This window comes from Bacteroidota bacterium (assembly GCA_016706255.1).
Taxonomy (GTDB): Bacteria; Bacteroidota; Bacteroidia; order Chitinophagales; family BACL12; genus UBA7236.
The window spans coordinates 814,066-839,013 of the sequence record JADJJZ010000006.1; the positions used below are offsets into that span (position 1 = coordinate 814,066).

The window sequence follows — 24,948 nt, forward strand, 5'->3', positions numbered from 1 at the left end:
TTAATTACATCCATAAATAAATACCTAACATGCTTAAACCAATAACACCTGCAATAAAATATAATGCATATTCCTGCACTTTACCCGATTGAAGGTCTTTCATGGAAGCTGAAAAGGTAATTGTTGTATTGCCAATGGCATTCATCAACCCGTCGACAATATTTCTATCGATCCAGGCTGCCGGTTTGCCAATTAAATTAAAAATAATTTTTTTGGTGACGAAGGTGTAAACTTCATCAATATAAAACCTGTGATAAGCACTGCGGTATAATCCGCCTGCACTTTTTGCAAATGCTGCTGCTCTTCCGTTTGTTGTTTTATAAAATATGGTTGCTATAATAATTCCCGTAACACCAATCAATACCGGTGCTATAGAAAATAATATTTCAAAATGTGATTCCTGTGGTGTATTTGTTGGGGAGATATAATGCGCAAACGGAATAAACCCTGCCACTGCCGATAACGCACCGAGTATGAGCAGCGGAATTTTCATAGTCAATGGTCCTTCGCCATGAAAATCGTGTAAATGTGTTTCACTTTTATTCCAAAATATTGAATAGTATAAACGAAACATATAGAATGCTGTGATGCCTGATGTAATTAAAGCAACAAAATATATTCCAGGATGTGTTTCGTAAGCGGCATGTAAAATACCTTCTTTACTAAAAAATCCTGCAAATGGAGGAATACCTGCAATTGCGAGACAAGCTATTAAAAAGGTGATATGAGTAATTGGGAGATATTTTTTTAACCCGCCCATATCTTTCATTTCGTTGCTGTGCACAGCATGTATTACAGAACCGGCGCCAAGAAATAATAATGATTTGAAAAAGGCATGAGTAAATAAATGAAACATACTGGAAGTATATCCTGCACCATGTTCATAATCGCTAACACCTAAGGCAAACATCATATAACCTATCTGACTCATGGTTGAATAAGCCAGCACACGTTTTATATCTGTTTGTGTGCATGCAATAACAGCCGCAAACAACGCAGAAAAAATGCCCACATAGGCAACAATTTCCAAAGCACCCGAATCGGTTACAGAAAATACCGGAAATAAACGTGCTACTAAAAATACGCCTGCAACAACCATTGTAGCAGCGTGAATTAATGCAGAAACAGGTGTTGGACCTTCCATGGCATCCGGTAACCAGATATGTAAAGGAAACATGGCCGATTTACCTGCTCCACCTATAAATATTAATGTAAGTGCCCAGGTTAATACACTAAAACCAAGAAAAGTAGCAGCGTAATTTTCCTGGAATGCTGAGGATGTTAATGTTGCAATTATCGAATTAAAATCAAACGAATCGGCAGTAACACCCATAATTAAAATGCCAATCAGAAAAAATAAATCGGCAAAACGGGTAACGATAAATGCTTTTTTACTTGCTGCAACTGCTGATGGTTTATCGTAATAATATCCAATCAATAAAAATGATGATACCCCAACCAATTCCCAAAACATGTATATCTGGAATAAATTGCCTGACAACACTAAACCAAGCATGCTGAAAGTAAATAATTGTAAATGCGAATAATAAGTAGCAAATCGTTTTTCACCGTGCATATAGCCCAAACTGAACAGATGCACCATGAGTGAAATAAATGTAACTACTACAAGCATCATTACTGAAATAGGATCCAGCATAATGCCCATATCAATTGATAAGGTTGAAGTAAACTGTAACCAGGTAAATTTAATTGGTTCAAGTGTTGGATAGATGCCGTTAATTACACCGTCAGTAATAAAATACTGATAAGCAGTTGTTAAAGAAAGAACTGCTGCAATACCAATGAACAATACGCCTATTAATCCGGAAATTTTTTCGGGTAATCTTTTTCCGAATAATCCCAGCAGTAAAAATCCTGCAAATGGCAAAATCGGAATTAATGCTATATAGTTGTAGCTGTTCATGATAATCAATATTTCATTTCTTCGTTATCTTCCACATCTATGGAACGGTGATTTCTGTATATATTAATAATTATGGCAATGGCAACAGCAGCTTCTGCCGCAGCAATGGCAATAATAAATATGGTAAAAAATAAACCGTCGAGATTTTCGGGATATAAATATTTGTTAAACGCAACAAAGTTGATATTAACACTATTCAGAATTAATTCTATTGCCATTAACATGGTTATCATGTTTCGGCGTGTAAGTAACCCGTAAACACCAATAAAAAATAAGGCAGTGCTTAAAAATAGAATTTGTGTTATGGTAATATGATTCATGATTCTTCGGCATTTGATTTTAAGGCGATTACAATTGCACCAATCATGGCCGCCAGTAAAAGAATACTAATTACTTCAAACGGTAATGCAAATCCCGCATCCTGATAATCCAACATTTGAGTTCCGATATTTTGAACGGAATCATCCATTGTATCTGCCGCGTTATCCGGAAAAGTATGCTGACAAATTAATAATCCCGTAAGTCCGGCTCCGCACAAAACAGCAATCAAGGAAAATATGCGTCGCTGCATAGTAGGTTTTGCCATTTCTGTTCCCGATTGCTGAGTGAGGAATATGGAGAAAATAATCAACACCACAATACCACCAACATATACGATAATTTGAACGGCAGCCACAAATTCTACCTGCATCCAAAAATATAATCCGGCAACACCAATAAGTGTAAATAATAAAAAGATTGCTGCCCTGAATATTTTAGTGGTGCTCATGGCCAGTATTCCGTTACCCAGAATAAAAGCTGCTAAAATGTAAAATATAATATCGTAAGCGTTCAAAATCGTGACTTAATTTATTTTAAGTAATATTTTTAATCTGTTTTTAATTATTCAACATCATCCCGCACTTTACTACCCGGTTTGTTCAGCACCTTTGTTAAATCGGCTCTGTTAAATACACTATGTTCAAAGTTTTGACCCATTTTAATTGCTCCCGTAGGGCAGGCTTCAATACATAAGTTGCAAAGTGTACATAATTCAAGGTGGTAAACAAATTTATCTATTGCTTTTTTCTTTTTGCCTTCTGGGGTAATATCAAATTTGGTAACAATTTTAATGGTAGCGTTCGGACAAGCCAGTTCGCAGGCAGTACAACCGGTGCAGGCATGTTCATTATTTTCATCGTGGAGCATTGTCACCTCACCCTTAAATCGTTCCGCCATTACCGGAATTTCTGTAGGGTATTGCTGGGTGATAATTTCCTTGTGATGTGTGAAATAATATCCTGTTCTACGCATTCCCGTAAGCAAGGATTTTACACCACTGAAAACTTCTTTTATATAATTTGTAATAAACATATTTTTCTTTCTTTGAACAGCTGAATATTTATTTAATATCCTGCCACAAACTTTTTCTTTTTAAAAATACCAACCCTGAATGGCAATTAATGTTGCCAATAATAAATTGAACATCGATATCGGCAATAAATATTTCCATTCCAGATTCAACAACTGGTCAATTCGCAAACGCGGAAAAGTCCAGCGAAACCACATTATAACAAATATGAGGAAAAATGTTTTCCCGATAAACCACAACGATGACGGAATCCAGTCCATAATCCTGTTAAAAGCTTCCCAGTTACCGATATGGAATGGCATCCATCCACCCAAAAACAACGTTGCACCAATTGCACACACAATAAAAATATTTACATATTCTGCCAAAAAGAATAAAGCAAATTTCATCCCTGAATATTCCGTGTGAAATCCTGCTGTTAATTCCGATTCTGCTTCAGCTAAATCGAAAGGTGCACGGTTGGTTTCTGCAGTAACCGCAATGATAAAAATGACAAATGCAATTAATACCGGAATATGGCCTCTAAAAATCCACCAGCCTGTTTGTTGCGATTCAATAATTTTTGAAATGGATAAATCACCTGTAAAAATTACGATTACCAAAATGGATAATCCTGCACTCAATTCATAACTAACAATTTGAGCACCACTACGCATGGCACCTAATAATGAATATTTATTATTACTCGCCCATCCAGCCATTAAAATTCCGATAACGCCAATGGATGAAACAGCACTCACATATAGTACACCGATATTAATATCCCAAATCTGGAAATTTTTTGCAAAGGCAATCGGCGCCAGTATCAGCATCGCCGCAATCATTACAACAAATGGAGCGAGGTTAAATAAAAATTTATCAGCACCGGTAGGTGTTAGTCCTTCTTTAACCAATAATTTTAAAGTATCGGCAACAGTTTGAAACATCCCCTTCGGTCCAACTCGATTCGGCCCCAAACGCACCTGCATATAAGCCGAAACTTTTCGTTCCATCATAATGAGCACCAATCCCAAAACGGCAAACAAGCCAATACATAAAACCCCAACTATTAAAAATTCAATAGTCAATGCTAACCCCGAATTTAAATTTTCATTCAACCAGGTGTCAACACTATTTGCTATATATTCAAAACTTATCAAAACGAATGCTATTTTATTTTTCTATACTATTATAATCCTCAACCAAATCAACAAATTTTATTCAATAAACAAATCGGTTACAACTTTACAATCAAAAAACCATCTTTCCCTCTTTGCTCTGAATCCAAATTTTGTTCAATTCCCAAATTTTCCTCAATCAAAAAATCCTTCCTCCCTTCTCTTCTCTAAATCCCAATTTTGTTCAATTCCACAATTTTGCTCTATCCAAAAATCCCTTCCCCTCTATTCAATCCAAAATTCCGTCCTTCCTTCCGTCCTCTAAATCCCAATTTTGATCAATCAACAAATTTTGCTCAATCCAAAAATCCCTCCCCCTCTGTTCAATCCAAAAATCCTTCCTTCCTTCCGTCCTCTAAATCCCAATTTTGATCAATCAACAAATTTTGCTCAATTAAAAAATTTTTCCCTCTGTTCAATCCCCAAATTTTGTTCAATCAACAAATTCTGCTCAATCAAAAAATCCCTCCCCTCACCTATCAATATCCGGAATCACCAAATCCAAAGTCGCCATAATAGCAACCATATCTCCAATTTTTTGACCTCTTGCCATATGATTAAGTGCACTCAAATTTGAAAATCCCGGCGAACGAAACTTGATACGGTATGGTGTTAATCCACCTTCACTTACTATATACACGCCCAACTCACCACGGGCAGTTTCAACGCGCGAATAAAATTCTCCTTTTGGTAATTTAATTACTGCTTTTGTTTTAGCCTGAAAATCACCTTCAGGAATATTGTCAATTAATTGTTCAATAATGCTGATGGACTGACGCATTTCTTCCATGCGTACCAAATATCTTCCATAACTGTCGCAGCTGGTTTGAATGCTTTCAGTAAAATTTACCTTGTCATAAATTGAATAAGGATGAATTTTCCTGATATCGCAACTAACCCCACTCGCTCTGGCAGTTGGTCCTGAACAACCGTATGAGATAGCATCTTCTTTAGTTATCAGGCCAATGTTCTTCATTCTGTTTTGAAAGATGATATTGCCCGTAACCATTTCATCGTATTCAGGCAGTTTTGTTTTGAAGAATTTTAAAAACTCCTTCGTTTTGCGCTGAAAATCAGGATGTATATCTGCCATTACACCACCCGGAACATTATAATTCATGGTTAACCTTGCGCCACAGGTTTCTTCCATTATTTCATTAATCATTTCACGTTCGCGAAAAGCATGAAAAAATGGTGTCAAAGCTCCTACATCCATAGCCGCTGCTCCCCACCAAAGTTGGTGTGAGGCCAAACGTGTTAACTCATCCATAATTACGCGGATATATTGAGCACGTTCCGGTATTTCAATTTGTAAACCCTTTTCAACTGTTAATGCGCAAGCATGGTTATTTATGTGAGATGATAAATAATCCATACGGGAAGTAACATATATAAACTGCCTGTAACTCAGGCTCTCACACATTTTTTCGATGGAGCGATGGATATACCCCAGATTAGGGTCTATATTTTTAATTGTTTCCCCATTCAAAGTAATAATCAAATGGAGGACACCATGCGTGGATGGATGTTGTGGTCCGACATTGATTATCAGATCACCGGTATCATTTACTGCAACTTCTTCTAACATGGTTTCTAACCGGGTAATTTATGGTTTAACTGAAATGGATATTTACAATTTTATCATGTTAATCGGGTCTTCGTAATCTTTGCGCAATGGCCATCCTTCCCATTCATCTGAAAGCAATAATTTTCTCAAATCGGGATGATTGATAAAACGAACACCAAATAACTCATACACCTCGCGTTCCAGCAATTCTGCTGTGCGCCAAATGTCACTCATTGTATCTATTTCAGGGTTTTCTCTGTCTAATTTCGATTTTATAACAACAATATGTCTGTGTTTTGTCGATTCCAAGTGGTAAACCATGGTTAAATGGGTTTTCCAGTCTACACAGGTCAGGCAAAACATATAATCAAATGCCAAATCGTCCATATTGTGCAGGGTTTGCAGCAAATCGCGACATTCGGTCGGTTCAACAAAGGCATTGAGCATTTCACCACCTTCTTCGAAGGTAACTGCTGCGTTTATGGCGCTGATTCTTGCCTGTAATGCTTCGCGTTCCATTATTTTGTTGCTTTATCGTAAAAATGTTCAATTACCATTTTTTCAGGCCTTCCACCGGCTTTGATTTTCGCCTGCAAGCTAATAAGGGCGTGCATTAGCGCTTCCGGTCTTGGGGGACATCCTGCCACATATACGTCTACCGGAATAATATGGTCGGCTCCTTTTACTACACTATAAGTATTATAGAAAAACGGTCCGCCGCTGGTTGCACAAGCGCCCATAGCTATCACATATTTCGGATCAGGCATCTGGTCGTAAAGCCTTTTGAGCACCGGAGCCATCTTATTTACTATTGTCCCTGCAATTATTATCACATCAGCCTGACGGGGCGTGGCGCGGGCAACTTCAAAGCCAAATCGGCTCCAGTCGTATTTCGCACTGGCAGCACTCATCATTTCTATAGCACAACAACTTGTTCCGAAAACCAATGGCCATAAGGAGTTTGACCGAGCCCAGTTAATTACATCGTCTAATTTGGTAACTACTATACCGCCGGAGGCAGTTGGATGTACATCGCCCGGAAACGGCTCCTGGTTTGGGTTTTTATTGTTTACATCCATTTTAAGGCACCTTTTTTATGAGCATATAAAAAGCCCGTAAATAATATAAAGAGGAAAATAACTGCCTCAAAAAAGGCAAACATGCCCAGTTTTTGAACCGTTACGGCCCAAGGGTATAAAAAAATCAATTCTACATCAAAAACGAGGAAAATAAGGGCAAAAAGGTAATAACCTACGTTAAATTGCACCCAACTATTGCCGGTTGTCGGCACACCACATTCATATGCCTCTCCCTTAACTACGTTTTTAGATGCTTTATGAATGATTTTGGATAACAAAATTCCACCCGCCGAAAATGCGGCTGCGGCTAAAATTAATACGATTAAAGAGGCTGGACCCATAATGCGCGGCTAAAATAGGGCTTAACACGTGATATGCCAAATTGTAACTCAAAGTTTTTGCACAACTTTTATTGGGGGTGATGTAAAGCAGTAACCCAATCTTGATTTATATTCTTTTTACTGTCAAAAACACTTGTTTACCTGCCATTTTAGGACTGGTTTGAACCCTATAATAACCAGTTTTTCAATAATTGTTAGGTTATGGTATCCTTAACAATCTATACATAAATTTTTATTGTATAATATATATTAATGTAACAATATGATTGCATTCAGGTAACATGACTGCCTTTGTTAAACCCACATAAATAATATGAGAACTTATCATAAACACAAAATAAACTTAACATTGAATTAATACACATGCTAAACCATATAAATATCTTTGACCCACTAAATCTTACAATATGCAATTAAAACAATTAGGGCTTTTGTGTTTGGGTTTTTGCCTAACCACAGGTTTATCTGCTCAAACTACTGCTCCGGCAGAAACGTTTTCACCAACCATAAAGGTTAAAGCGTTAGTGCACTCACGTTTCGAAGCATCATTAACTGATAGTATTGATGTTCAGAATAAATTCAGTGAAAATCCGGTATCCGCTAACTTCAGAATGCGTCGTATCGAGATTCGCACCGATATAAAACTGAACGATAAATTCAGCGGTGTTGTGCGGGTGCAACTACCTGAATTAAAAGGAAACAATATTGGCAGAACCATCGAGTTAGCCTATATGGAATATAAATGCAGCGATTATTTTTTAGTTCGTGCAGGCCAGTTTAAAATGCCTTATGAATTAGATGAGTTAACCAGTCATGAAGACTTACGTATGATTGACCGTGGTACTACAAGCGTTTTATTTGTGAATAACAGTTTATCATCATACCAACCCGGTGTTATGGTTTTTGGAACATTTATGAAAGATAAAATGCCTTTAAACTATTACCTCGCTGTTGGTAATGGTAGTAACCGAGGCGTGAATTATGATGATAACTCACAAAAAAATATTGTGGGCAGATTAGAATTTAGTCCAGTTAAAGCCATTCGCATCGGTGCAAATGCACAGAATATTTATGTAAAAGATACTAGCGGATTATCTTATGGTGCAGATTTAAGTATTCAGCAAAAATTTGGTGAAAAATCGAAATTAATTGTTGAGGGTGAATACATTCAGGGAATTAATACAACAACATTTGTTGCTGATACTACTGGTTTATTAATTGAAGACTTTAATATGACAGGTTATTTCGCACAGGCGTTATTAAAAGTTGACATCAATAAATCATGGTGTAAAACATTAGAGTTTGGAGGAAAATTTGAAAATACCGATCCGAATATTTCTATCGACGATAATGATTATACAACTATTACCGGTAATATCGGATTTACCTTTTTACCGGATAATGCAGCACGTTTGCAATTTAACGTAATCAATACCAGTTGGGCATCTCCTGTTTCAAAAGGAGGAATTGATGCATCAAATATGTTTGTCGCACAGTTTCAATTAAAAATTTAATGCTGACAATTAAATAATAAAAAAGGCTCCAATTTGGAGCCTTTTTTTATGTCGATTATTTTATATTTATTCCACTACCTCACCTTCCACAGCCTGTAATACTTCTTTATTATCTGTTTCATAATTATGCACGAATGCCACAACATTCATATTTTCAGCATTCCATGTTTCAGGTATAGTATACGTATATTCAAATTCATAAACCCTGCCCGCAATATTTTCTTCAGGCAATGCATCACCGGTGTAATAAGTCAGCATTTTTCTTAATACATGATTATGAATATAATCTTCAACCTCACCGCCAACATTATCATCTATTTGAGCAGCAACTATTGCGCTTTCGGTTAAGGAAATACTCAAATTATTTACTGTAGTAACTGCTGACGTGTATTTTATTTTTACACGTACTGTCAATAATCTGCTCGCTGCATCATAAACATTTTCTACATATAAATTAACAGGTGTAGATGCTGCAGTTTGATCAGCTGTAAATGTACCTACGTTCTCAGGAAGTTCAGCAAGATAGTCATCTCCGCCAAAATCTTTTCTGTCAATAAAAATAGCAGGCCATCCTGTAACCGGACCTAAATAGCCATTCATATTTAATGCCTCATCAGTTAAAAAATTTTGTTCAATATAAAGTGGATCTGCAAAATAATTATACTCGGCAATTGCAATCGCTTTTCCCGGATTTGCCGTTAGGGCATCGGTAATTGCGATGTGCCCATCAGGACAATTTGGGCAAGCTGCTCCGGTAAAATCTTCAATCAATACAATTTTATCCTGCGGCGCTTCCGGTGTTTCAATATATGTTACATAATCTGTTTCTGTAAGATTGATTTCAGGACCCACTTCTTTACACGCAGTTATGGCACTAAAAAATAATACGCCTGCCGACAATCCAACCAAATGTGATACTTTAATTCTTTTCATTGTATAGTAATTTAACAATTTAAAATGTTGTGGTAAATCCTGCTTTTAATCCACTGAAGGCAGGTTCGTAACGACAAACACCGCCGGTGCAAACGATACCTGCAATTTGTTTTACATAATTTAACGTTAAACGCGACGATTTATGCGTATAACCTGCAAAAACCGAATAATAATGTAACGCTTCTTCCGTGCGTAAAGGTTCATAATTCCACATGTCACTTACCGCAAAACTCCATTTTGGTGCAATATTATATTCTAATAATCCATAAACCCAGCTTCCATAATCCTGCTTGCAGTTTTGATACTGTAATTCAACACGCATCGATTTTTTTCTGTCGAATTTGTAGGTCAGCTCCGCAAATGGTGTTATTGTTTGTACCATCGGACGATCAGGTTCATTTTCAAATACTTCCTGATTATAATTAATCATTTGACCACCTAACAATAATTTATATTTCGTTTTGCGCATTTCAAAATCAACAAAAATTTCCTGAAACAAATCTAAACTATCGTTAGTTACTTTCGAATAATTTGCATTAAAAGTATAACCCTTTTTTGGTGTAAATGTTCCGTTTATTTGATAAGCTAATTCCCCCAATTCCTGTGCAACTGCCTGATAACGTGCTGTTAAACGCAATGAATTTTGTTTTGTCAGCGATGGTAAATAATCCATAATACCATCCAATAAAGTTTCATTTGGCGATGTACGCATTACCCAATTATCTACAATACGCAATTGGCCTGTTACGCCAAATCCATTGCCTATTTTACTTGTTGAATACGCTAATGAAGTATATAACACACTTCCATCCTGATCAACTAATTGTCCGGTAATATCATTTATAGCTTCATTCGATTTTTTGGCATATTCAACATACCAGCTTACATCTTTAACTGTCAGCGTATTAAAAATCGAACCGGCATACATATTATATTTTGGCACAAAACGATCATCTAAATCATAACTGTTGATCTGCCCAACTATAATATCCATATTATCCTGGTCTAATGTCCTGTTTAAAAACGAAGCACCCGGTGCAATCACAATTGCCTGGTTTTTGGTTGGAATCATACCCTCAATAGTTGCACCTTTAATAACAGGGTCAAAACGACTGAATAAATCTTTCATTTGACCGCCCAAAACCTTAGCGGTCCAGTTTTCATTAATCGCATATTTCAGTTCCAAACCAAAAAGTGCATTGTCAATTCCAAGCGGTCGCTCCTCATAAGCACGATAAACAATCCCGCTTCCAAACTGCTCATAAATATGTCCTCCTGTTATGGTTAATGCATCCAGTTTTTTTGAAATATACCACCTGCCAATGCCTGCATCGGTATAAGGTATGCCCGGATTGTGCAAATTGGCATTATTAAACATATCCAACCGAACTCCAACCTCAAGGCCAATCGGTTCGTTTCTGTAATAAGTGCTTAACCAGCCATAAGCACCACTCAGTAAATTATCATAATGTGGTGTACCCGTGGCTCCAATGGCCGAATCGCTTTGATAAAACTCCGTATTCAATTGTAGATCGCCCGAAAAACTGCCCTGGCTGAATGCCCGGCTCATAACCATTGTAAAAAACAAAACACTTAGTAATTTTCTCATACAGATTGGATTTCCGCCGCTAAGTTAACACTTGTGCCGAAATGCTTTATTGCCCTCAGCTACAAGCCTCAAATTCGTTATAAAACAAACATTTAGTCAACTGCATTTTCAGCGCAAAATCAGGTATATCAGGCAACTATAACCAAATCGACTTTTTTGCCATTTTTTTGTCAAAAAGGAACCGTGTTACCCTTTAGCAACGTTTAAACTGCAGTTTTATGGCATAAATATTGACTCCAAAGCATATCTTTGAACCTCTAAACCGTTAAAAAATGAAAAAATTCGGGTTTTTGATTTTAACCTTATTAATTGGCTTCAGTGCAGTTAAAGCGCAGGACGCATTGCCGGAAATTACCCTTTATGATATTAATGGCAACAAAGTAAATATTGCAGACTATGGAAAAGACAGCACCATTCAGATATTCAGCTTTTGGGCTACCTGGTGTGTTCCTTGTAAAGAAGAATTGAACAATATCAACGAAATATATGCCGACTGGCAAAAAGATTATAATGTAGAAATTATTGCGGTTTCTATCGATGATGCTAAAACAAAAGCAAACGTAAAATCTTATGCTGAAGGTCAGGGTTGGACTTATACCGTATTATTAGATACAAATAAAGAGTTACAACGCTTATTGGGCGGACAATCGGTTCCATTTACCGTAATTACAAATAAAGCAGGCGTAATTACCGATAAACATACCGGTTATATTGAAGGTGATGAATATGAGCTGGAAGATAAAATCATCGTATTATCCAAAGAGTAAGCTTTTGTTAAAAATAATTTGAAGGAAACCATTTGGTTTCCTTTTTTTGTGCCTGAAAATGCCAATTACTATCATATAAGATGTTAAACACTGTTAATGGTTGTTCATTTTTGGAATGTTATAACATCTATATGTTGTTATTCAAGGTAAATTTGTTTGCTTATGATTCGTTTTGGGAGTAAAAAGTTATTGAGTTTTGGTTTATTTATTGTGTTGATCATTGCCGGAAGTATATCGGTTTTGTCAATTGCAAGATGTTCTCCCGATGAACCACATCAGGTTATAAACGACTCGATTGAAATTAATCGTTTAATTACACTCGATAAAGGAAAAATTCCTGTTGAATCATTTTTTAAAAATCCTGAGAAAACAAATTTCACCATTTCTCCGAGTGGCGAATATATCGCTTATCTCGGCCCGTTTGAATCGCGTTTAAATATTTTTGTTCAGCGCGCAGATATTGCAGAACCACCGGTTCGAATTACTACTGATACCGAACGGGATATCACTAATTATTTCTGGAAAAACGATAATACCTTATTATATATAAAGGATGCCGACGGGGATGAAAATTATAAATTATATGCCATTGACCGCGATGGAAAAAATAAACGTGACCTTACACCGGAACAAAATGTGCGCATAGAAGTTATTGATGAACTACATGATTTTCCTGATGAGGTTATTATTGCCATGAATAAAAATAATCCTGCGCTTTTTGAACCTTATCGTTTAAACATTAAAACCGGAGAAAAAACTCAACTCGCTTCCAATAAAGATATGTCTAATCCAATAACCATCTGGAAGGCAGACAACAACGGCAAGTTACGTATGGCGGTGAGCGTGGAAAAAGGAACTAAAACACATTTATTATATCGCGATAACGAATCAGAACCATTTCGCTCATTACTTGTCAGCGATTGGAAAGATATGGTTGAGCCATTATTTTTTGATGAAAACAATAAATTTATTTACGCTCTCTCAAATTTAAACCGCGATAAAACAGCATTGGTAAAAATTGATCCAGCTCATCCTGAAAATCCAGAAATAATTCTGGAGCATCCCGATGTTGATATTATTTATGCTGAACGCAGTCCGAAAAATCATAATTTGGTTTCTGCTTATTATGCTACCGATAAAAAACATCTGGTATTTTTTGATAACGACCTGAAAAAAATTTATCAGGAGCTGGAACAAAAATTCCCCGGAGATGATATTTATTTTAATAGTTTTGATGACAATGAAAACCATTTTATTGTAAGAACATATAATGATAAAACGCCGGGCGATTTTTATTTATATCATGCTGATGAAAATTTAATTACACATTTAGCAACAGTAAATCCCAATATACAACGTGAGCAAATGAGCGATATGGAACCGGCAGGATTTGTAGCCCGCGACGGATTGCCAATTACCGGTTATCTCACAATTCCTAAAGGAAGTAAAGGCAAAGATTTACCTACCGTAATTTTAGTACACGGCGGCCCCACAGCGCGCGATTATTGGGGTTATCGGGCTGATGTGCAATTGTTGGCCAGTAGAGGATATGCGGTATTACAAATTAATTTTCGCGGCAGTTATGGGTATGGAAAAAATTTCACCACTGCAGGATTTAAAGAATGGGGAAAAAAAATGCAGGATGATATTACCGACGGCGCCAACTGGTTAATTAAAGAAGGTATTGCCGATAAAAATAAAATTGCCATTTTCGGTTCTTCCTATGGCGGATATGCTGCATTGGCAGGAGCAACTTTTACACCTGATATTTATAACTGCGCCATTTCATATGTTGGGCCATCTAATTTATTTACTTTACTTAATAATTTGCCTTCCTATTGGGAGCCTGAAAAAGAAATGTTATACGAAATGATCGGCCACCCGTTGAAAGATAGTTTATTATTATACAATGCATCTCCTGTTTTTCACGTTGAAAATATTAAGGTGCCGTTATTTATAGCACAAGGTGGTAACGACCCGCGCGTAAATAAAGGCGAATCAGAACAAATGGTTGATGCATTGCGCAACCGTGATGTTAATGTGGTTTATATGCTAAAAGAAAATGAAGGTCATGGGTTTAAATTGGAAGAAAATCGACTTGCATTTTACAAAACGCTTATTGGATTTTTGACTGAAAATATGCCTGCTGAAGGTACAAATGCCAAACCTTAATTTTTTTGGGGGGAGATAACATTAATCGTTATCATCAAAAAATAAATTACTGATGATACCATCTGCAAGAAATTTGCCGCGTTCAGTAATAATTACATGTGTGTTTTTAATTTCCAACAACGCTTCCTGAATTAACTTAGGAAATTGTTTTTCAAGAATGAGCGCATTTTTTTCTCCAAATCGTTCGCGAAACAATGCTACATCTAAACCCCACATTGTTCTCAGTGAAGTTAATAGCATTTCATTCATTTGTTGAACAGGCGTTAATATTTCTATTTCGTTAAAAGAAATTCCGCCCAAAATATTTTTGACATAATGTGCATTGTTACTGATATTCCATGCTCTTTCAATACCATTGTAAGAATGTGCTGAAGGTCCTATTCCTAAATAATGATTGCCCATCCAATAAGCAGTATTATGCAGCGCATAAGCGCCATTTTTTGCAAAATTGCTTATTTCGTAATGTTCAAATCCGGCAGATTTTAATGTTGCAGTTAAAATTTCAAATTGTTCTGCAGTATGATTTTCATCAACCGGCAACGATTTACCTTTCGTTATTAAATGTTGCAATACTGTTTTAGGCTCCACTGTTAAAGCATAACAGGAAATATGATTTACGTAAGGAATCACCTTTTCAATATGTTTTCGCCAGGCCTCATGTGTAGAACCGGGAATGCCATATATTAAATCAGCAGTTACCTTTTTAAATCCTGCCGCTGCAATTAATTTCAAACTGTTTTCAGCCTGCATAGCATCATGCGAACGATTCATCCATTCTAAATCATTATTATCAAAAGATTGAATTCCGATACTGATGCGATTTACACCTGCTGCCAAAATTGTTTGAAGATATCCCTCATGAATATCATCCGGATTTGCTTCTAAAGTAATTTCCGCATCCGGCTCAACAATAAATTCCTGCTGTATTAAATCGATAATGGTTTGCACCTCATTTCCACTTAATAATGAGGTGTACCTCCGCCAAAATAAATACTTTGAATTTTTTTGTTGGGGAGATAGTGTTTACGTTCAATAATTTCCTGTTGAATAGCCTTGAGCATTTCAGGCTTCAGCAGCAATGATGTCGAAAAGTGAAAGTTGCAATACACACAAGCCTTTTTGCAGAAAGGAATATGGATATAAATACCTGCTTTATTTTCGTTGTATAACATGCTGTGCAAATGTATCTGTAAATTTGCAATCATCACGATGAAGTTGAAATTACTTTTCGCCTGTATAATTATTATCCTCGCCGGCAATTTGCCGGCTCAGGATACTTCGTGGCTCATTATTGAACATCCCCAACTCGAGAAACAAAAAGCCCATACTGACGAAGCGATTGCATTTTATTCCCTTCCCGAACAAAATAATTATATTAATACAATATTAGTCCGCTATTATCAAGCCGGTTATATCACTGCGACAGCTAATACAATTCATGCTTCCGGTGATACTATCACCATGCAGGTTGTTCCCGGGAAGCAAGTTTTCTGGACTACACTAAATGTGACCGAAACGGATGCGTTTATACTCAGCGGTGCAGGTTATCGCAAAAAAGATATTGATGGTAAATTGTTCAATTATACCACTTTGGTGAAATTGATGCGCAGTATGTTAAACTTCGCTGAACAAAATGGATTTCCCTTTGCAACGGTTAATTTAGATAGTATACAATGGAATGATACAACTATTGCCGCAACCCTTCAATTCAAAAAAAATCAATTTATCGAATTTGATACACTGCGTATTGTCGGCAATCTTGTGCTGAGTCCTAATTACTTAAAACAATACACCGGAATCGAATCAGGAGGTGTTTATAATCAACAATTATTAAATGATTTAGACAATAGATTAAAAGAAATTCCCTTTGCTGTAAGAACAAAAAAAACACGTATCGAATTTTCCGGCAACAGGGCAACAGTAATTGTTTATCTCGATGAAAAACAATCAAGTACATTCGATTTTTTAATTGGTGTTTTACCAAATAATGAAATTACCGGACGGTTAATTATAACAGGAGAGGGGCGATTACAATTACAAAATATTTTTAATGCTGGTGAACTATTTAATTTTCATTTTTCGAAGTTGGAAAGTACTTCCAAAGAATTACAAACTGCCCTAACTTATCCCTACTTACCCGGGTTGCCACTCGGGCTGGAAGGCGCATTCAGCCTGTATCTCAAAGACTCAACATTTTTAGAACGCACTACTACCGCAGGCATCTTATATCAGTTAATCGGAAATAATCATTTAAAAGCGGTTGCGTCATTTTATAGCTCTGCGGTTTTATCTCCGGATACGGCTTTTGTTTTAGCCAATTTACAATTACCGGCATCACTCGACTTAAATGAACGTGCTTATGGCTTAACCTGGAATTTTGAAAAACTAAATTATCGTTTTAATCCTTACAAAGGATTTGCATTTAATATTGGCGCTACTGTCGGCACAAAAACAATTCTTGAAAATGCAACCATTACAGGATTATCCAACCCCTTTGATCCAACATATGATTTTGCATCATTATATGATTCCGTCGATTTAAAAACATTATCCATAAAATATCATTACACAGTTAGCTGTTATATTCCACTCATTACAAGAACAACTTTATTGCTTAAAACACAAGGAGCAGCTATAATTAATGATTACTTATTACAAAATGAACTTTATCGCATTGGTGGTAATGCCATTATGCGCGGTTTTGATGAACAAAGTATTACAGCATCTCAGTATCACATCGCCACTGCAGAACTGCGCTATTTATTATCGCAAAATGCCTTCGCCGCTTTATTTGTTGATGCCGCTTACACCGAAAACGCAGCAGGAACCACGCTTAGCAGAGATACCCCAATTGGCTTCGGCGCAGCAGTAAACTTTGAAACAAAGGCCGGTATTTTTGGACTTACCTATGCATTGGGAAGTCAGCAAAACAACCCGGTAAGTTTACGTAACACAAAAATCCATTTCGGATATGTAAATTATTTCTAAAATAACCTTTGTTATAGGCCACGCATAATCACCATATTTCCACGGCCTAATTAAAAAAAATGTCACAAAAGCAGGTATCTTTGAACATAATAGCCGAAAATGCTGTGCAACAGGCAGCATAAAATTGATTCAATAAAATTTTACACGCGGAAACAGTTTATACAACAGTGAAATTTCGTTTACCTGCCATATTGTTGATTTTTTACTTTACAGCTGCATTATCAGGGCAATCTGTCGATACTTTGTCTAATGCGGGGATAACCAACAACATGCAAATCCCAACCCTTGCACCGTTAAAACCCGCAAAAGTTTACCCTGTTGATACGCAGGCAGTATTGCGCATGCTGGAATTTGATAAAATCGGCTACGACAGCATATTCAGCATAAACACGGGGCCTCCTGTTATTGACCAGCCTGCAATTAAGCATGTTACGGTAAAGGATTTTATTTTACCGGTTTTGTTATTAATCATGCTTGGTTACGTAACCTGGCTGCGATACGTATTTGCGAAAGAATTATCAGAAAATATTACCGTTATTGTTAATTCAAATCTGGGTCAGCAAATTTATCGCGACCGTGAATTTTCGGCTAACATTTTTAAACTGCTCACCTTTTTTAATTTTGCCTGTAGTGCAGGTATTTTTATTTTCCTGCTAGCCAGATATTATGAGGTTCCACTACCTTTTGATGTTGCATTCTACAATATCATCCTATGTATTGGCGGAGTAGGGGTGCTGTATCTCATCAAAGGATTAAGCTATAGAATTTTAGGTTCTACATTCAAGATTTCCAACGCGTTACAATTTTTCAGGTTTAATGCACTTGTTATTTACCATTTGCTGGGAATCGGTATGCTCCCATTCATAATTCTGGCCGCTTTTGCCGATCCTCCGGTTAGCGATTGGGCAATTGCCGGAACACTTATACTCATCGGAATTGCACTGCTGATAAGGTTTGTAAAGGGTTTTACTGCGCTGCGGCTTACAGGGCGGTTTCATTTCGTGTATTTTTTGCTGTATATTTGCGCCCTCGAAATAGCCCCATTGTTGATAGCCATAAAGGTTTTCACTCAATTGGGCTTAGGTGAAGCAAAAAAATTTGCCGATGAACAACAGCCAACAACCTGTAATTAAACCAGTTAAGTCAATATTAATTTCACAGCCGAAACCCCCGGAGATACCTAAATCCCCTTATCAGGATCTGGCGGAGAAGTATAAAATTAAAATTGATTTCCGTCAATTTATTCAGGTAAGAGGTTTATCGGCTAAGGAATTCAGAAAACAGCGCATCAATATTCTAGATTATACTGCAGTTATCTTCACCAGCCGCAATGCCATCGACCATTTTTTCAGAGTATGTGAGGAGCTGCGTATTCGAATGCCTGAAATGACCAAATATTTTTGTGTTACCGAGGCTATAGCAGTTTATCTTCAAAAATATATCCAGTATCGTAAACGTAAAGTGTTTTATGGTTCAGGAAAAGAAAGTGAACTCTTCGATTTGTTGAAAAAACATATCTCCGAAAAATTTATTTTCCCCTGCACTGTTAATCACAAAGATATTTATACCGAATACCTTAAAAATAATAATGCCGATTTTGTTGAGGCTATGATTTACGAAACAGTACCGGCCGATCTTACCGACATGAAAGGTAAAATTGGTTACGATATGATTGTACTGTTTACCCCAACCGGTGTTACCAGCTTATTCCAAAATTTCCCTGATTTTGAACAAGGCGATTTACGTATAGGATGTATGGGTGCCGCTACTTTCAAGGCAATGGAAGAACAAAATCTGCGCATCGATCTCAGTGCTCCTTCGCCATCTTCACCTTCTATTATTATGGCAATCGACAATTATTTGGCGTCTGCAAATAAAAAGAAATAATTTTTTCTTCACCCCAAAAGGCCGTTTCAATTTTTACTTATTAATTGATTGTGAATTAATTGTCACAAGCAAAGGCATTTTTATTCAATATTTCACTTGCGTCATGTTCATTTATGCAACATGCGGTTGTAACTTCGTAATATTATTCAAACCATTATGGACAAACAATTTTCAAATCACCTCATACACGAAACTTCGCCTTATCTTTTGCAGCATGCACATAATCCTGTTGAGTGGTTTCCATGGGGTGATGCTGCTTTTAAAAAAGCTAAAGATGAAGACAAACCCATTTTGGTTTCAATCGGCTATGTAGCATGTCATTGGTGTCACGTAATGGAACACGAAAGTTTTGAAAACCCTGCCACTGCTGAGTTTATGAATACCTATTTTGTAAATATCAAGGTAGACAGGGAAGAAAGACCCGATGTTGACCATATTTACATGAATGCCTGTCAGCTGTTAACCGGCGCCGGCGGCTGGCCGCTGAATGTATTTCTAACCCCTGAAAAATTACCTTTTAGCGGTGGCACTTACTTTCCTCCAAAACCGGCTTATGGAAAACCGTCGTGGTTGGATGTACTGATGTACATGAAAAATATTTTCGCCAACGAAAGAGATAAAGTTGAAGAACAAGCGCAATTGTTGAAAGAACATCTGTTAAAAATGGACAATGCTTTTATTGACCAAACATCAATTGCCATTACCGAAAAAATATTTACAAAAGAAGAAATAAATACTGCCGTAAAAAGTATCGAACAACAATTTGATTTAATCAATGGTGGTTTTGGAAATGCACCTAAATTTCCGGGTGCTATGACATTACTATTTTTGGTCAGATATAATTTTTTCGAACCGAATGAACAAATCGAAAAACAAATACATTTATCGTTGCGCAAAATGATGTTGGGCGGAATTTATGATCATCTTGCAGGAGGGTTTGCACGTTATACCGTTGACAGCAAATGGATGATTCCGCATTTTGAAAAAATGTTATACGATAATGCATTACTGGTGAGTTTATATAGTGAAGCTTATCGAGCAAGCAGCAATGCAGATTACGCGCATGTAGTAACCCAAACATTACATTTTATAGAAACAGAATTGATGAGCAGCGAATATGGATTTTATGCTTCATATGATGCAGATTCAGAAGGAGAGGAGGGTAAGTTTTATACCTTCACACAAGATGAATTATTTGAAGTTTTAAAAGATGATTTTGAATTTGCAAAAACCGTTTTTAATTGCACACCTACAGGTAATTGGGAACACACAAATATTTTATTCAGAACACAAACAGATGCTGAAATTGCAGCAGCGCAACAAATTGATACAGAAGCAGTTCGAACTAAACTTAATTCTATTGAACAACGCTTGTTGAAATACCGTAATCAGCGTATTAAGCCGGGTTTGGATGATAAAATTATTTTATCCTGGAATGCCATGATGTGCGCTGCATTTGTTCAGGCTTATAAGGCATTAGGGAACGAACATTACCGAAATGTAGCAGTGCAAAATATTGAATTTATTTTGAAAGCGTTTACCAATAAAAATAAGCCGGGAAGTTTATTACACACCTATAAAAACGGCACTGCAAAATATCCTGCGTTTATTGAAGATTATGCAACCTGTATTCAAGCGTTGTTAGATGTTTATGGAATTACAGGAAACGATAATTATCTGGAACAGGCGGTTCAATTTACTGATTATGTAAAAACACATTTTGCAGGTGGTGATGGACTGTATTTTTATACAGAAAAAAATCAGGCAGATGTACCTTATCGCAGCAAAGATTTTTATGATAATGCAACACCAAGTGGTAATTCGGTAATGGTAAATAATTTGTTGCAGCTGGCAATTTTAACCGGCAATCAAAATTATTATGCCGATGCTGAAAAAATGGTTGCGCAATTAAAAATAAATATGCTGAAACATGGTACTTCATTTGGGAATTGGCTTACCTCAGCTTTAACATTTATTTATCCATTTGCCGAAACAGCAATAACCGGATTGGATGCTGAAAAAAATCGCGATGTGATTTACCATTATTATTATCCGCACCTAATTATTCAAACTGATACAACAGGTGAAAAAAAATACCCATTATTGCAAAGCAGGTTTGTAAAAGGTGAAAATAAAATATACCTCTGCCAAAATCAAACCTGTAAGTTGCCTGTCAGCAATGTGCAAGATTTTATTGAACTGTTAAATAAATTTTGAACAGACCAATTGTTGGATTAACTTTATCTCCCATACGAAAAAACATTCGTAGGCGTTTATGTAAAATATCGGGTAACAAAAAGATGCGCATCAGTTTATTTAGTCTCCTCTCTATATGTTGTTTTGGCTTAGCGGCTCAAAACAGTCAGCTATATAGTTACGGGCAGCGCGATCCGCAGTTTACCCAGTTTATGTTTAATCCAACCTATTTTAACCCTGCAGCGGCCGGAGAAGAGGATGCATGGATTTCCACACTCGATGTGCGTAATCAATGGGTCAATTTGCCGGGTGCTCCTGTGTCACAAATTATCACTTCTCACTTACCAATCTATAAAATTTCAAGTGGAGCCGGTTTAGTAGTGAGTAACGATTTAGCAGGGCAGCAGCGTAATACGGGTGTTTCAGCAATGTATGCCTACCATAAGCGTTTCAGAACTTCAACTTTGAGTATCGGCGTAAGTGGTGGTATTATTCAACAGCAACTGAGAGGCGATAAACTAACCACTCCAACTGGTAATTACGAGGGTATTATCGACCATAATGACCCTAATTTGCCTGTCACACTTCGAACCGAGGTGTTACCCGATGCCTCCTTAGGCCTCTATTTCTTTGGAAAAAGTTTGAAAATCGGTGTTTCGGCGAGTCATTTATTACTTCCGTTGCAGGCAAGTAAGGAAACCGCGGTTACCGACGTACAATATAATCCCAATGGATACGTTTATGTGGGATATGACATTAACATGACAAGCAGGTTAATGTTAACACCGAGTGTTCTTTATAAAACTGACCTTCAATCGTCGATAGTAGATGTGAATACGATATTTACTTTCAACGATAATATTTTAGCCGGGGCATCGTTTAGAGGTTACACAAATGGCCGCTACGATGCAGTGTCGCTGATTGGTGGGCTAAATTTTTCAGGAAACTGGAGGGTGAGTTATTCATACGACATTACGTTATCGGAGTTAAATTCGGTGAGTTCGGGGTCGCATGAAGTTGTGTTGAGATACAGGTTACCGGTGGCTCGTCCACGGGCGGGAAAAATGATAAATAACCCGCGTTATCTGTATCATTAAGGGCTGATTTTTTGCGATTTTGCAAAAAGTTGGTAATTTCAGCCCACTTTTGAAGTAAAATGTGTGTATAAACTGTGGTAAAATATTATTGATTTTGAAGAAAAAACCTATTTTTACACGGATTTAATTGTACAAATCATATCAAGTATGAAAAGAAACCTGCCATTGTTAACTTTTGCATGCGTAGCCATTATTGTTGGAAGCGGTTGTAGTTCCTCAGGATGGAGCGATTACCGGGGCCAATTGTTAGGTATGCAAGATCGTCCGGAATGGGAGCCGGTAAACCCTTTTGGAATGGTTTACATCCCTTCAGGAACATTACACATCGGTCCCAGCGACCAGGATGTGAACAATTCTCTCTGGCAACGAACGAAGTCCATTTCAATTCAAGGGTTTTACATGGATGATGCGGAGATTACCAATAACGAATACAGACAATTCGTTTATTGGGTAAAAGATTCCATCTCTCACGTATTACTCGATCACTACAAAGAAGAAGAGGAAGGTCAGGAAACTGAAGTACCACTTATCGACTGGGATCAGGAAATTGACTGGGACGATGAAGAAACGCGTTCACGCCTCGAAGAATTGTATCTGCCAGCCAGCGAAACTTATTACGGAATTAAGTCGCTCGACACACGTCAGCTGATTTATAACTACCGTTGGGTGAAATGGAAAGAAGCTGCCAGCAAATCTAACCGCGATAAAAATATTGCCGACTTCATTGTTGAAGAACCGGTAACTATTTATCCCGATACATTGGTTTGGGTACACGATTATACCTATTCATTTAATGAACCAATGACCCGTCAGTATTTTTCACATCCTGCATTTGATGATTATCCTGTAGTTGGGGTATCATGGAAACAGGCTAACGCTTTTGCAACATGGCGTTCTGATTTCTGGAACGACTGGAGAAGAAACCATGAAGAAGTTCAGGTTGACGACTTCCGTTTACCTACAGAACACGAATGGGAATATGCAGCACGCGGTGGAAGAGACCAGGCTCCTTATCCTTGGGGTGGTCCGTATGTTAGAAATACCAAAGGTTGTTACTTAGCAAACTTTAAACCCGGCCGTGGTAACTATCCTGAAGATGGTGGTTATTATACCGTTAAGGTATATTCTTATGCACCAAACGATTTCGGTGTATATAATATGGCAGGTAACGTTTCAGAATGGACATCTACAGCATTTTCAGAAAATAGTTACTCATTTATACATGATGAAAACCCTGATTATCGTTATGATGCAGAGGAGAGCGATCCACCGGCATTAAAACGTAAAGTAATCAGAGGCGGATCATGGAAAGATATTAGTTATTATATCCAGACAGGTTCTCGTCACTGGGAATTTCAGGATACAGCTAAATGTTATGTTGGATTCCGTTGTTGCATGACCTTCCTCGGTCGTTCAATGAGCGATTTCTAATAAATTTCCTAACCAAGCATAGAGAACACAATTATTGTATTTGTTAACAATCATTTAAAAACTTAAAATTTAAAACAAAATGTCAGCATTTTTCGAATCCGATCGTTTTAAACGAATTAAAAACCTAATCATTGGTTGCGGTGCTTCTGTCGTACTCGTTGGAGCGCTTTTCAAAATCATGCACTGGGAAGGCGCCGATTTCATGTTAATGGTTGGTATGCTTACAGAAGCAGTACTCTTCTTAATGCTCGGTATTCTCCCTCCTCACAAAGATTACTATTGGGAAAAAATCTATCCGGATCTGGATGTAGCTCCTGAAGTTGAAGAAGCTAAATCAGGTAAAAAAGCAGTTCATAAAATGGAACCACGCGAAAGCGTTACCCGTCAGTTGGACAAAATGTTAGAAGACAGCAAAGTTGAGCCTGTTATGATTGAACGTTTAGGTGAAAACTTAAAACGTTTAGGCGAAAACATTGAAAAACTATCAGATGTTCAAGATGCTGCTGTTAATACAAATGAGTATTCAACAAAAATTAAAGACGCTTCAATGGCTGTTGCTGAAATGCGCGATGCTTATTCTAATGCTGCAAAAGCAATGGAACAAATCACTGCATCTTCAGTTGACACAACTAAGTACCATGAACAAGTTCAAATGGTAACTAAAAACTTAGGTCAGTTGAATGCTATTTATGAATTAGAGTTACAAGACACGAACAATCACTTAAAAGCAATGAACAAATTCTATGGCAGCCTTAACAGTGCTATGGATAACCTTCAGGATTCAGTTACTGACACTGCTAAATACCGTGAAGAAATTGCTCAGTTGTCAAATAACTTATCAGCATTGAACCGTGTATATGGTAACATGTTGAGTGCAATGAGCATGGGTGCTACCCGTTCATAAATAAAAATTAATTGAATAAACATTTACTTAA

General features: G+C 37.0%; 23 protein-coding genes. 10 read left to right on the forward strand and 13 right to left on the reverse strand.

Features of this window, described 5'->3' with window-relative positions; translation table 11 throughout:
* Positions 1-4 precede the first annotated feature (4 nt).
* From nuoL to IPI65_12180, 9 genes are all read right to left on the reverse strand, one after another.
* A complete protein-coding gene (gene nuoL, locus IPI65_12140) occupies positions 5-1,924 on the reverse strand; it encodes an NADH-quinone oxidoreductase subunit L (GenBank protein MBK7442263.1) in 1,920 nt (639 codons plus the stop codon).
* A 5-nt stretch (positions 1,925-1,929) separates the two neighbouring features.
* The gene (nuoK, locus tag IPI65_12145; GenBank protein ID MBK7442264.1) at positions 1,930-2,235 is read right to left on the reverse strand and encodes an NADH-quinone oxidoreductase subunit NuoK; all 306 of its coding nucleotides are present in this window, start codon (positions 2,233-2,235) and stop codon (positions 1,930-1,932) included.
* A gap of 5 nt (positions 2,236-2,240) precedes the next feature.
* Positions 2,241-2,759 (reverse strand): NADH-quinone oxidoreductase subunit J, encoded by a 519-nt coding sequence (locus tag IPI65_12150; GenBank protein ID MBK7442265.1) that lies wholly within the window; start codon positions 2,757-2,759, stop codon positions 2,241-2,243.
* Between the two features lie 47 nt (positions 2,760-2,806).
* Positions 2,807-3,277, reverse strand: a complete 471-nt coding sequence (locus IPI65_12155) for a 4Fe-4S binding protein (protein MBK7442266.1) — start codon at positions 3,275-3,277, stop codon at positions 2,807-2,809.
* A gap of 60 nt (positions 3,278-3,337) precedes the next feature.
* The gene (nuoH, locus tag IPI65_12160) at positions 3,338-4,414 is read right to left on the reverse strand and encodes an NADH-quinone oxidoreductase subunit NuoH (protein ID MBK7442267.1); all 1,077 of its coding nucleotides are present in this window, start codon (positions 4,412-4,414) and stop codon (positions 3,338-3,340) included.
* A gap of 490 nt (positions 4,415-4,904) precedes the next feature.
* On the reverse strand, positions 4,905-6,020 hold the full coding sequence (locus tag IPI65_12165; protein ID MBK7442268.1) for an NADH-quinone oxidoreductase subunit D: 1,116 nt from the start codon (positions 6,018-6,020) through the stop codon (positions 4,905-4,907).
* A 42-nt stretch (positions 6,021-6,062) separates the two neighbouring features.
* The gene (locus IPI65_12170) at positions 6,063-6,518 is read right to left on the reverse strand and encodes an NADH-quinone oxidoreductase subunit C (GenBank protein MBK7442269.1); all 456 of its coding nucleotides are present in this window, start codon (positions 6,516-6,518) and stop codon (positions 6,063-6,065) included.
* Positions 6,518-7,078, reverse strand: a complete 561-nt coding sequence (locus IPI65_12175) for an NADH-quinone oxidoreductase subunit B (protein MBK7442270.1) — start codon at positions 7,076-7,078, stop codon at positions 6,518-6,520. The genes IPI65_12170 and IPI65_12175 overlap by 1 nt, the downstream gene beginning before the upstream one ends.
* Positions 7,069-7,419, reverse strand: coding sequence for an NADH-quinone oxidoreductase subunit A (locus tag IPI65_12180; GenBank protein ID MBK7442271.1), 351 nt, complete (start codon positions 7,417-7,419; stop codon positions 7,069-7,071). The genes IPI65_12175 and IPI65_12180 overlap by 10 nt, the downstream gene beginning before the upstream one ends.
* Positions 7,420-7,826: 407 nt before the next feature.
* On the opposite strand from IPI65_12180, the gene IPI65_12185 reads away from it, so the two are divergent.
* The gene (locus IPI65_12185; GenBank protein MBK7442272.1) at positions 7,827-8,933 is read left to right on the forward strand and encodes a hypothetical protein; all 1,107 of its coding nucleotides are present in this window, start codon (positions 7,827-7,829) and stop codon (positions 8,931-8,933) included.
* Positions 8,934-8,999: 66 nt separating this feature from the next.
* Here IPI65_12185 and IPI65_12190 read toward each other — a convergent pair whose 3' ends face one another.
* Positions 9,000-9,866 carry an Omp28-related outer membrane protein gene (locus tag IPI65_12190; GenBank protein ID MBK7442273.1) on the reverse strand — a complete coding sequence of 289 codons (867 nt, stop codon included), beginning with the start codon at positions 9,864-9,866 and terminating at the stop codon, positions 9,000-9,002.
* Positions 9,867-9,885: 19 nt separating this feature from the next.
* On the reverse strand, positions 9,886-11,475 hold the full coding sequence (locus IPI65_12195) for a hypothetical protein (GenBank protein MBK7442274.1): 1,590 nt from the start codon (positions 11,473-11,475) through the stop codon (positions 9,886-9,888).
* 272 nt (positions 11,476-11,747) lie between these two features.
* Here IPI65_12195 and IPI65_12200 point away from each other — a divergent pair, with 272 nt between their 5' ends.
* Together IPI65_12200 and IPI65_12205 are read left to right on the forward strand one after the other, a co-directional pair.
* Positions 11,748-12,242: a TlpA family protein disulfide reductase gene (locus IPI65_12200; protein ID MBK7442275.1), complete on the forward strand. Its 495-nt coding sequence runs from the start codon at positions 11,748-11,750 to the stop codon at positions 12,240-12,242.
* 162 nt (positions 12,243-12,404) lie between these two features.
* Entirely contained in the window at positions 12,405-14,414 is a 2,010-nt protein-coding gene (locus IPI65_12205; GenBank protein MBK7442276.1) for a S9 family peptidase, read from the forward strand.
* A 21-nt stretch (positions 14,415-14,435) separates the two neighbouring features.
* On the opposite strand, the gene hemW is transcribed toward IPI65_12205, so the two are convergent.
* Entirely contained in the window at positions 14,436-15,362 is a 927-nt protein-coding gene (gene hemW, locus IPI65_12210) for a radical SAM family heme chaperone HemW (protein MBK7442277.1), read from the reverse strand.
* 11 nt (positions 15,363-15,373) lie between these two features.
* Positions 15,374-15,619 (reverse strand): hypothetical protein, encoded by a 246-nt coding sequence (locus IPI65_12215; protein MBK7442278.1) that lies wholly within the window; start codon positions 15,617-15,619, stop codon positions 15,374-15,376.
* A 4-nt stretch (positions 15,620-15,623) separates the two neighbouring features.
* On the opposite strand from IPI65_12215, the gene IPI65_12220 reads away from it, so the two are divergent.
* From IPI65_12220 to gldL, 7 genes are all read left to right on the forward strand, one after another.
* Positions 15,624-17,402: a BamA/TamA family outer membrane protein gene (locus tag IPI65_12220; GenBank protein MBK7442279.1), complete on the forward strand. Its 1,779-nt coding sequence runs from the start codon at positions 15,624-15,626 to the stop codon at positions 17,400-17,402.
* A gap of 269 nt (positions 17,403-17,671) precedes the next feature.
* Positions 17,672-18,535, forward strand: coding sequence for a DUF4271 domain-containing protein (locus IPI65_12225; GenBank protein MBK7442280.1), 864 nt, complete (start codon positions 17,672-17,674; stop codon positions 18,533-18,535).
* Positions 18,507-19,289, forward strand: a complete 783-nt coding sequence (locus IPI65_12230; GenBank protein MBK7442281.1) for a uroporphyrinogen-III synthase — start codon at positions 18,507-18,509, stop codon at positions 19,287-19,289. The genes IPI65_12225 and IPI65_12230 overlap by 29 nt, the downstream gene beginning before the upstream one ends.
* Before the next feature lie 156 nt (positions 19,290-19,445).
* Positions 19,446-21,506, forward strand: a complete 2,061-nt coding sequence (locus IPI65_12235) for a thioredoxin domain-containing protein (GenBank protein ID MBK7442282.1) — start codon at positions 19,446-19,448, stop codon at positions 21,504-21,506.
* An 83-nt stretch (positions 21,507-21,589) separates the two neighbouring features.
* Positions 21,590-22,582 carry a type IX secretion system membrane protein PorP/SprF gene (locus IPI65_12240; protein MBK7442283.1) on the forward strand — a complete coding sequence of 331 codons (993 nt, stop codon included), beginning with the start codon at positions 21,590-21,592 and terminating at the stop codon, positions 22,580-22,582.
* Positions 22,583-22,729: 147 nt separating this feature from the next.
* Positions 22,730-24,013: an SUMF1/EgtB/PvdO family nonheme iron enzyme gene (locus tag IPI65_12245; GenBank protein MBK7442284.1), complete on the forward strand. Its 1,284-nt coding sequence runs from the start codon at positions 22,730-22,732 to the stop codon at positions 24,011-24,013.
* A 79-nt stretch (positions 24,014-24,092) separates the two neighbouring features.
* On the forward strand, positions 24,093-24,917 hold the full coding sequence (gene gldL, locus IPI65_12250; GenBank protein MBK7442285.1) for a gliding motility protein GldL: 825 nt from the start codon (positions 24,093-24,095) through the stop codon (positions 24,915-24,917).
* Positions 24,918-24,948 lie beyond the last annotated feature (31 nt).

Excerpts from the sequence above, each read along its gene's own strand:
- IPI65_12155 (MBK7442266.1), bottom strand. The coding sequence starts at position 3,277 with ATGTTTATTACAAATTATATAAAAGAAGTTTTCAGTGGTGTAAAATCC.
- IPI65_12225 (MBK7442280.1), top strand. The coding sequence starts at position 17,672 with ATGCAAATCCCAACCCTTGCACCGTTAAAACCCGCAAAAGTTTACCCT.
- IPI65_12205 (MBK7442276.1), top strand. The coding sequence starts at position 12,405 with ATGATTCGTTTTGGGAGTAAAAAGTTATTGAGTTTTGGTTTATTTATT.
- nuoL (MBK7442263.1), bottom strand. The coding sequence starts at position 1,924 with ATGAACAGCTACAACTATATAGCATTAATTCCGATTTTGCCATTTGCA.
- IPI65_12230 (MBK7442281.1), top strand. The coding sequence starts at position 18,507 with ATGAACAACAGCCAACAACCTGTAATTAAACCAGTTAAGTCAATATTA.
- IPI65_12200 (MBK7442275.1), top strand. The coding sequence starts at position 11,748 with ATGAAAAAATTCGGGTTTTTGATTTTAACCTTATTAATTGGCTTCAGT.
- IPI65_12190 (MBK7442273.1), bottom strand. The coding sequence starts at position 9,866 with ATGAAAAGAATTAAAGTATCACATTTGGTTGGATTGTCGGCAGGCGTA.
- IPI65_12240 (MBK7442283.1), top strand. The coding sequence starts at position 21,590 with ATGCGCATCAGTTTATTTAGTCTCCTCTCTATATGTTGTTTTGGCTTA.
- gldL (MBK7442285.1), top strand. The coding sequence starts at position 24,093 with ATGTCAGCATTTTTCGAATCCGATCGTTTTAAACGAATTAAAAACCTA.
- IPI65_12220 (MBK7442279.1), top strand. The coding sequence starts at position 15,624 with ATGAAGTTGAAATTACTTTTCGCCTGTATAATTATTATCCTCGCCGGC.
- IPI65_12170 (MBK7442269.1), bottom strand. The coding sequence starts at position 6,518 with ATGGAACGCGAAGCATTACAGGCAAGAATCAGCGCCATAAACGCAGCA.
- IPI65_12180 (MBK7442271.1), bottom strand. The coding sequence starts at position 7,419 with ATGGGTCCAGCCTCTTTAATCGTATTAATTTTAGCCGCAGCCGCATTT.
- IPI65_12165 (MBK7442268.1), bottom strand. The coding sequence starts at position 6,020 with ATGTTAGAAGAAGTTGCAGTAAATGATACCGGTGATCTGATAATCAAT.
- IPI65_12245 (MBK7442284.1), top strand. The coding sequence starts at position 22,730 with ATGAAAAGAAACCTGCCATTGTTAACTTTTGCATGCGTAGCCATTATT.
- IPI65_12185 (MBK7442272.1), top strand. The coding sequence starts at position 7,827 with ATGCAATTAAAACAATTAGGGCTTTTGTGTTTGGGTTTTTGCCTAACC.
- IPI65_12235 (MBK7442282.1), top strand. The coding sequence starts at position 19,446 with ATGGACAAACAATTTTCAAATCACCTCATACACGAAACTTCGCCTTAT.
- IPI65_12195 (MBK7442274.1), bottom strand. The coding sequence starts at position 11,475 with ATGAGAAAATTACTAAGTGTTTTGTTTTTTACAATGGTTATGAGCCGG.
- IPI65_12175 (MBK7442270.1), bottom strand. The coding sequence starts at position 7,078 with ATGGATGTAAACAATAAAAACCCAAACCAGGAGCCGTTTCCGGGCGAT.
- IPI65_12215 (MBK7442278.1), bottom strand. The coding sequence starts at position 15,619 with ATGATTGCAAATTTACAGATACATTTGCACAGCATGTTATACAACGAA.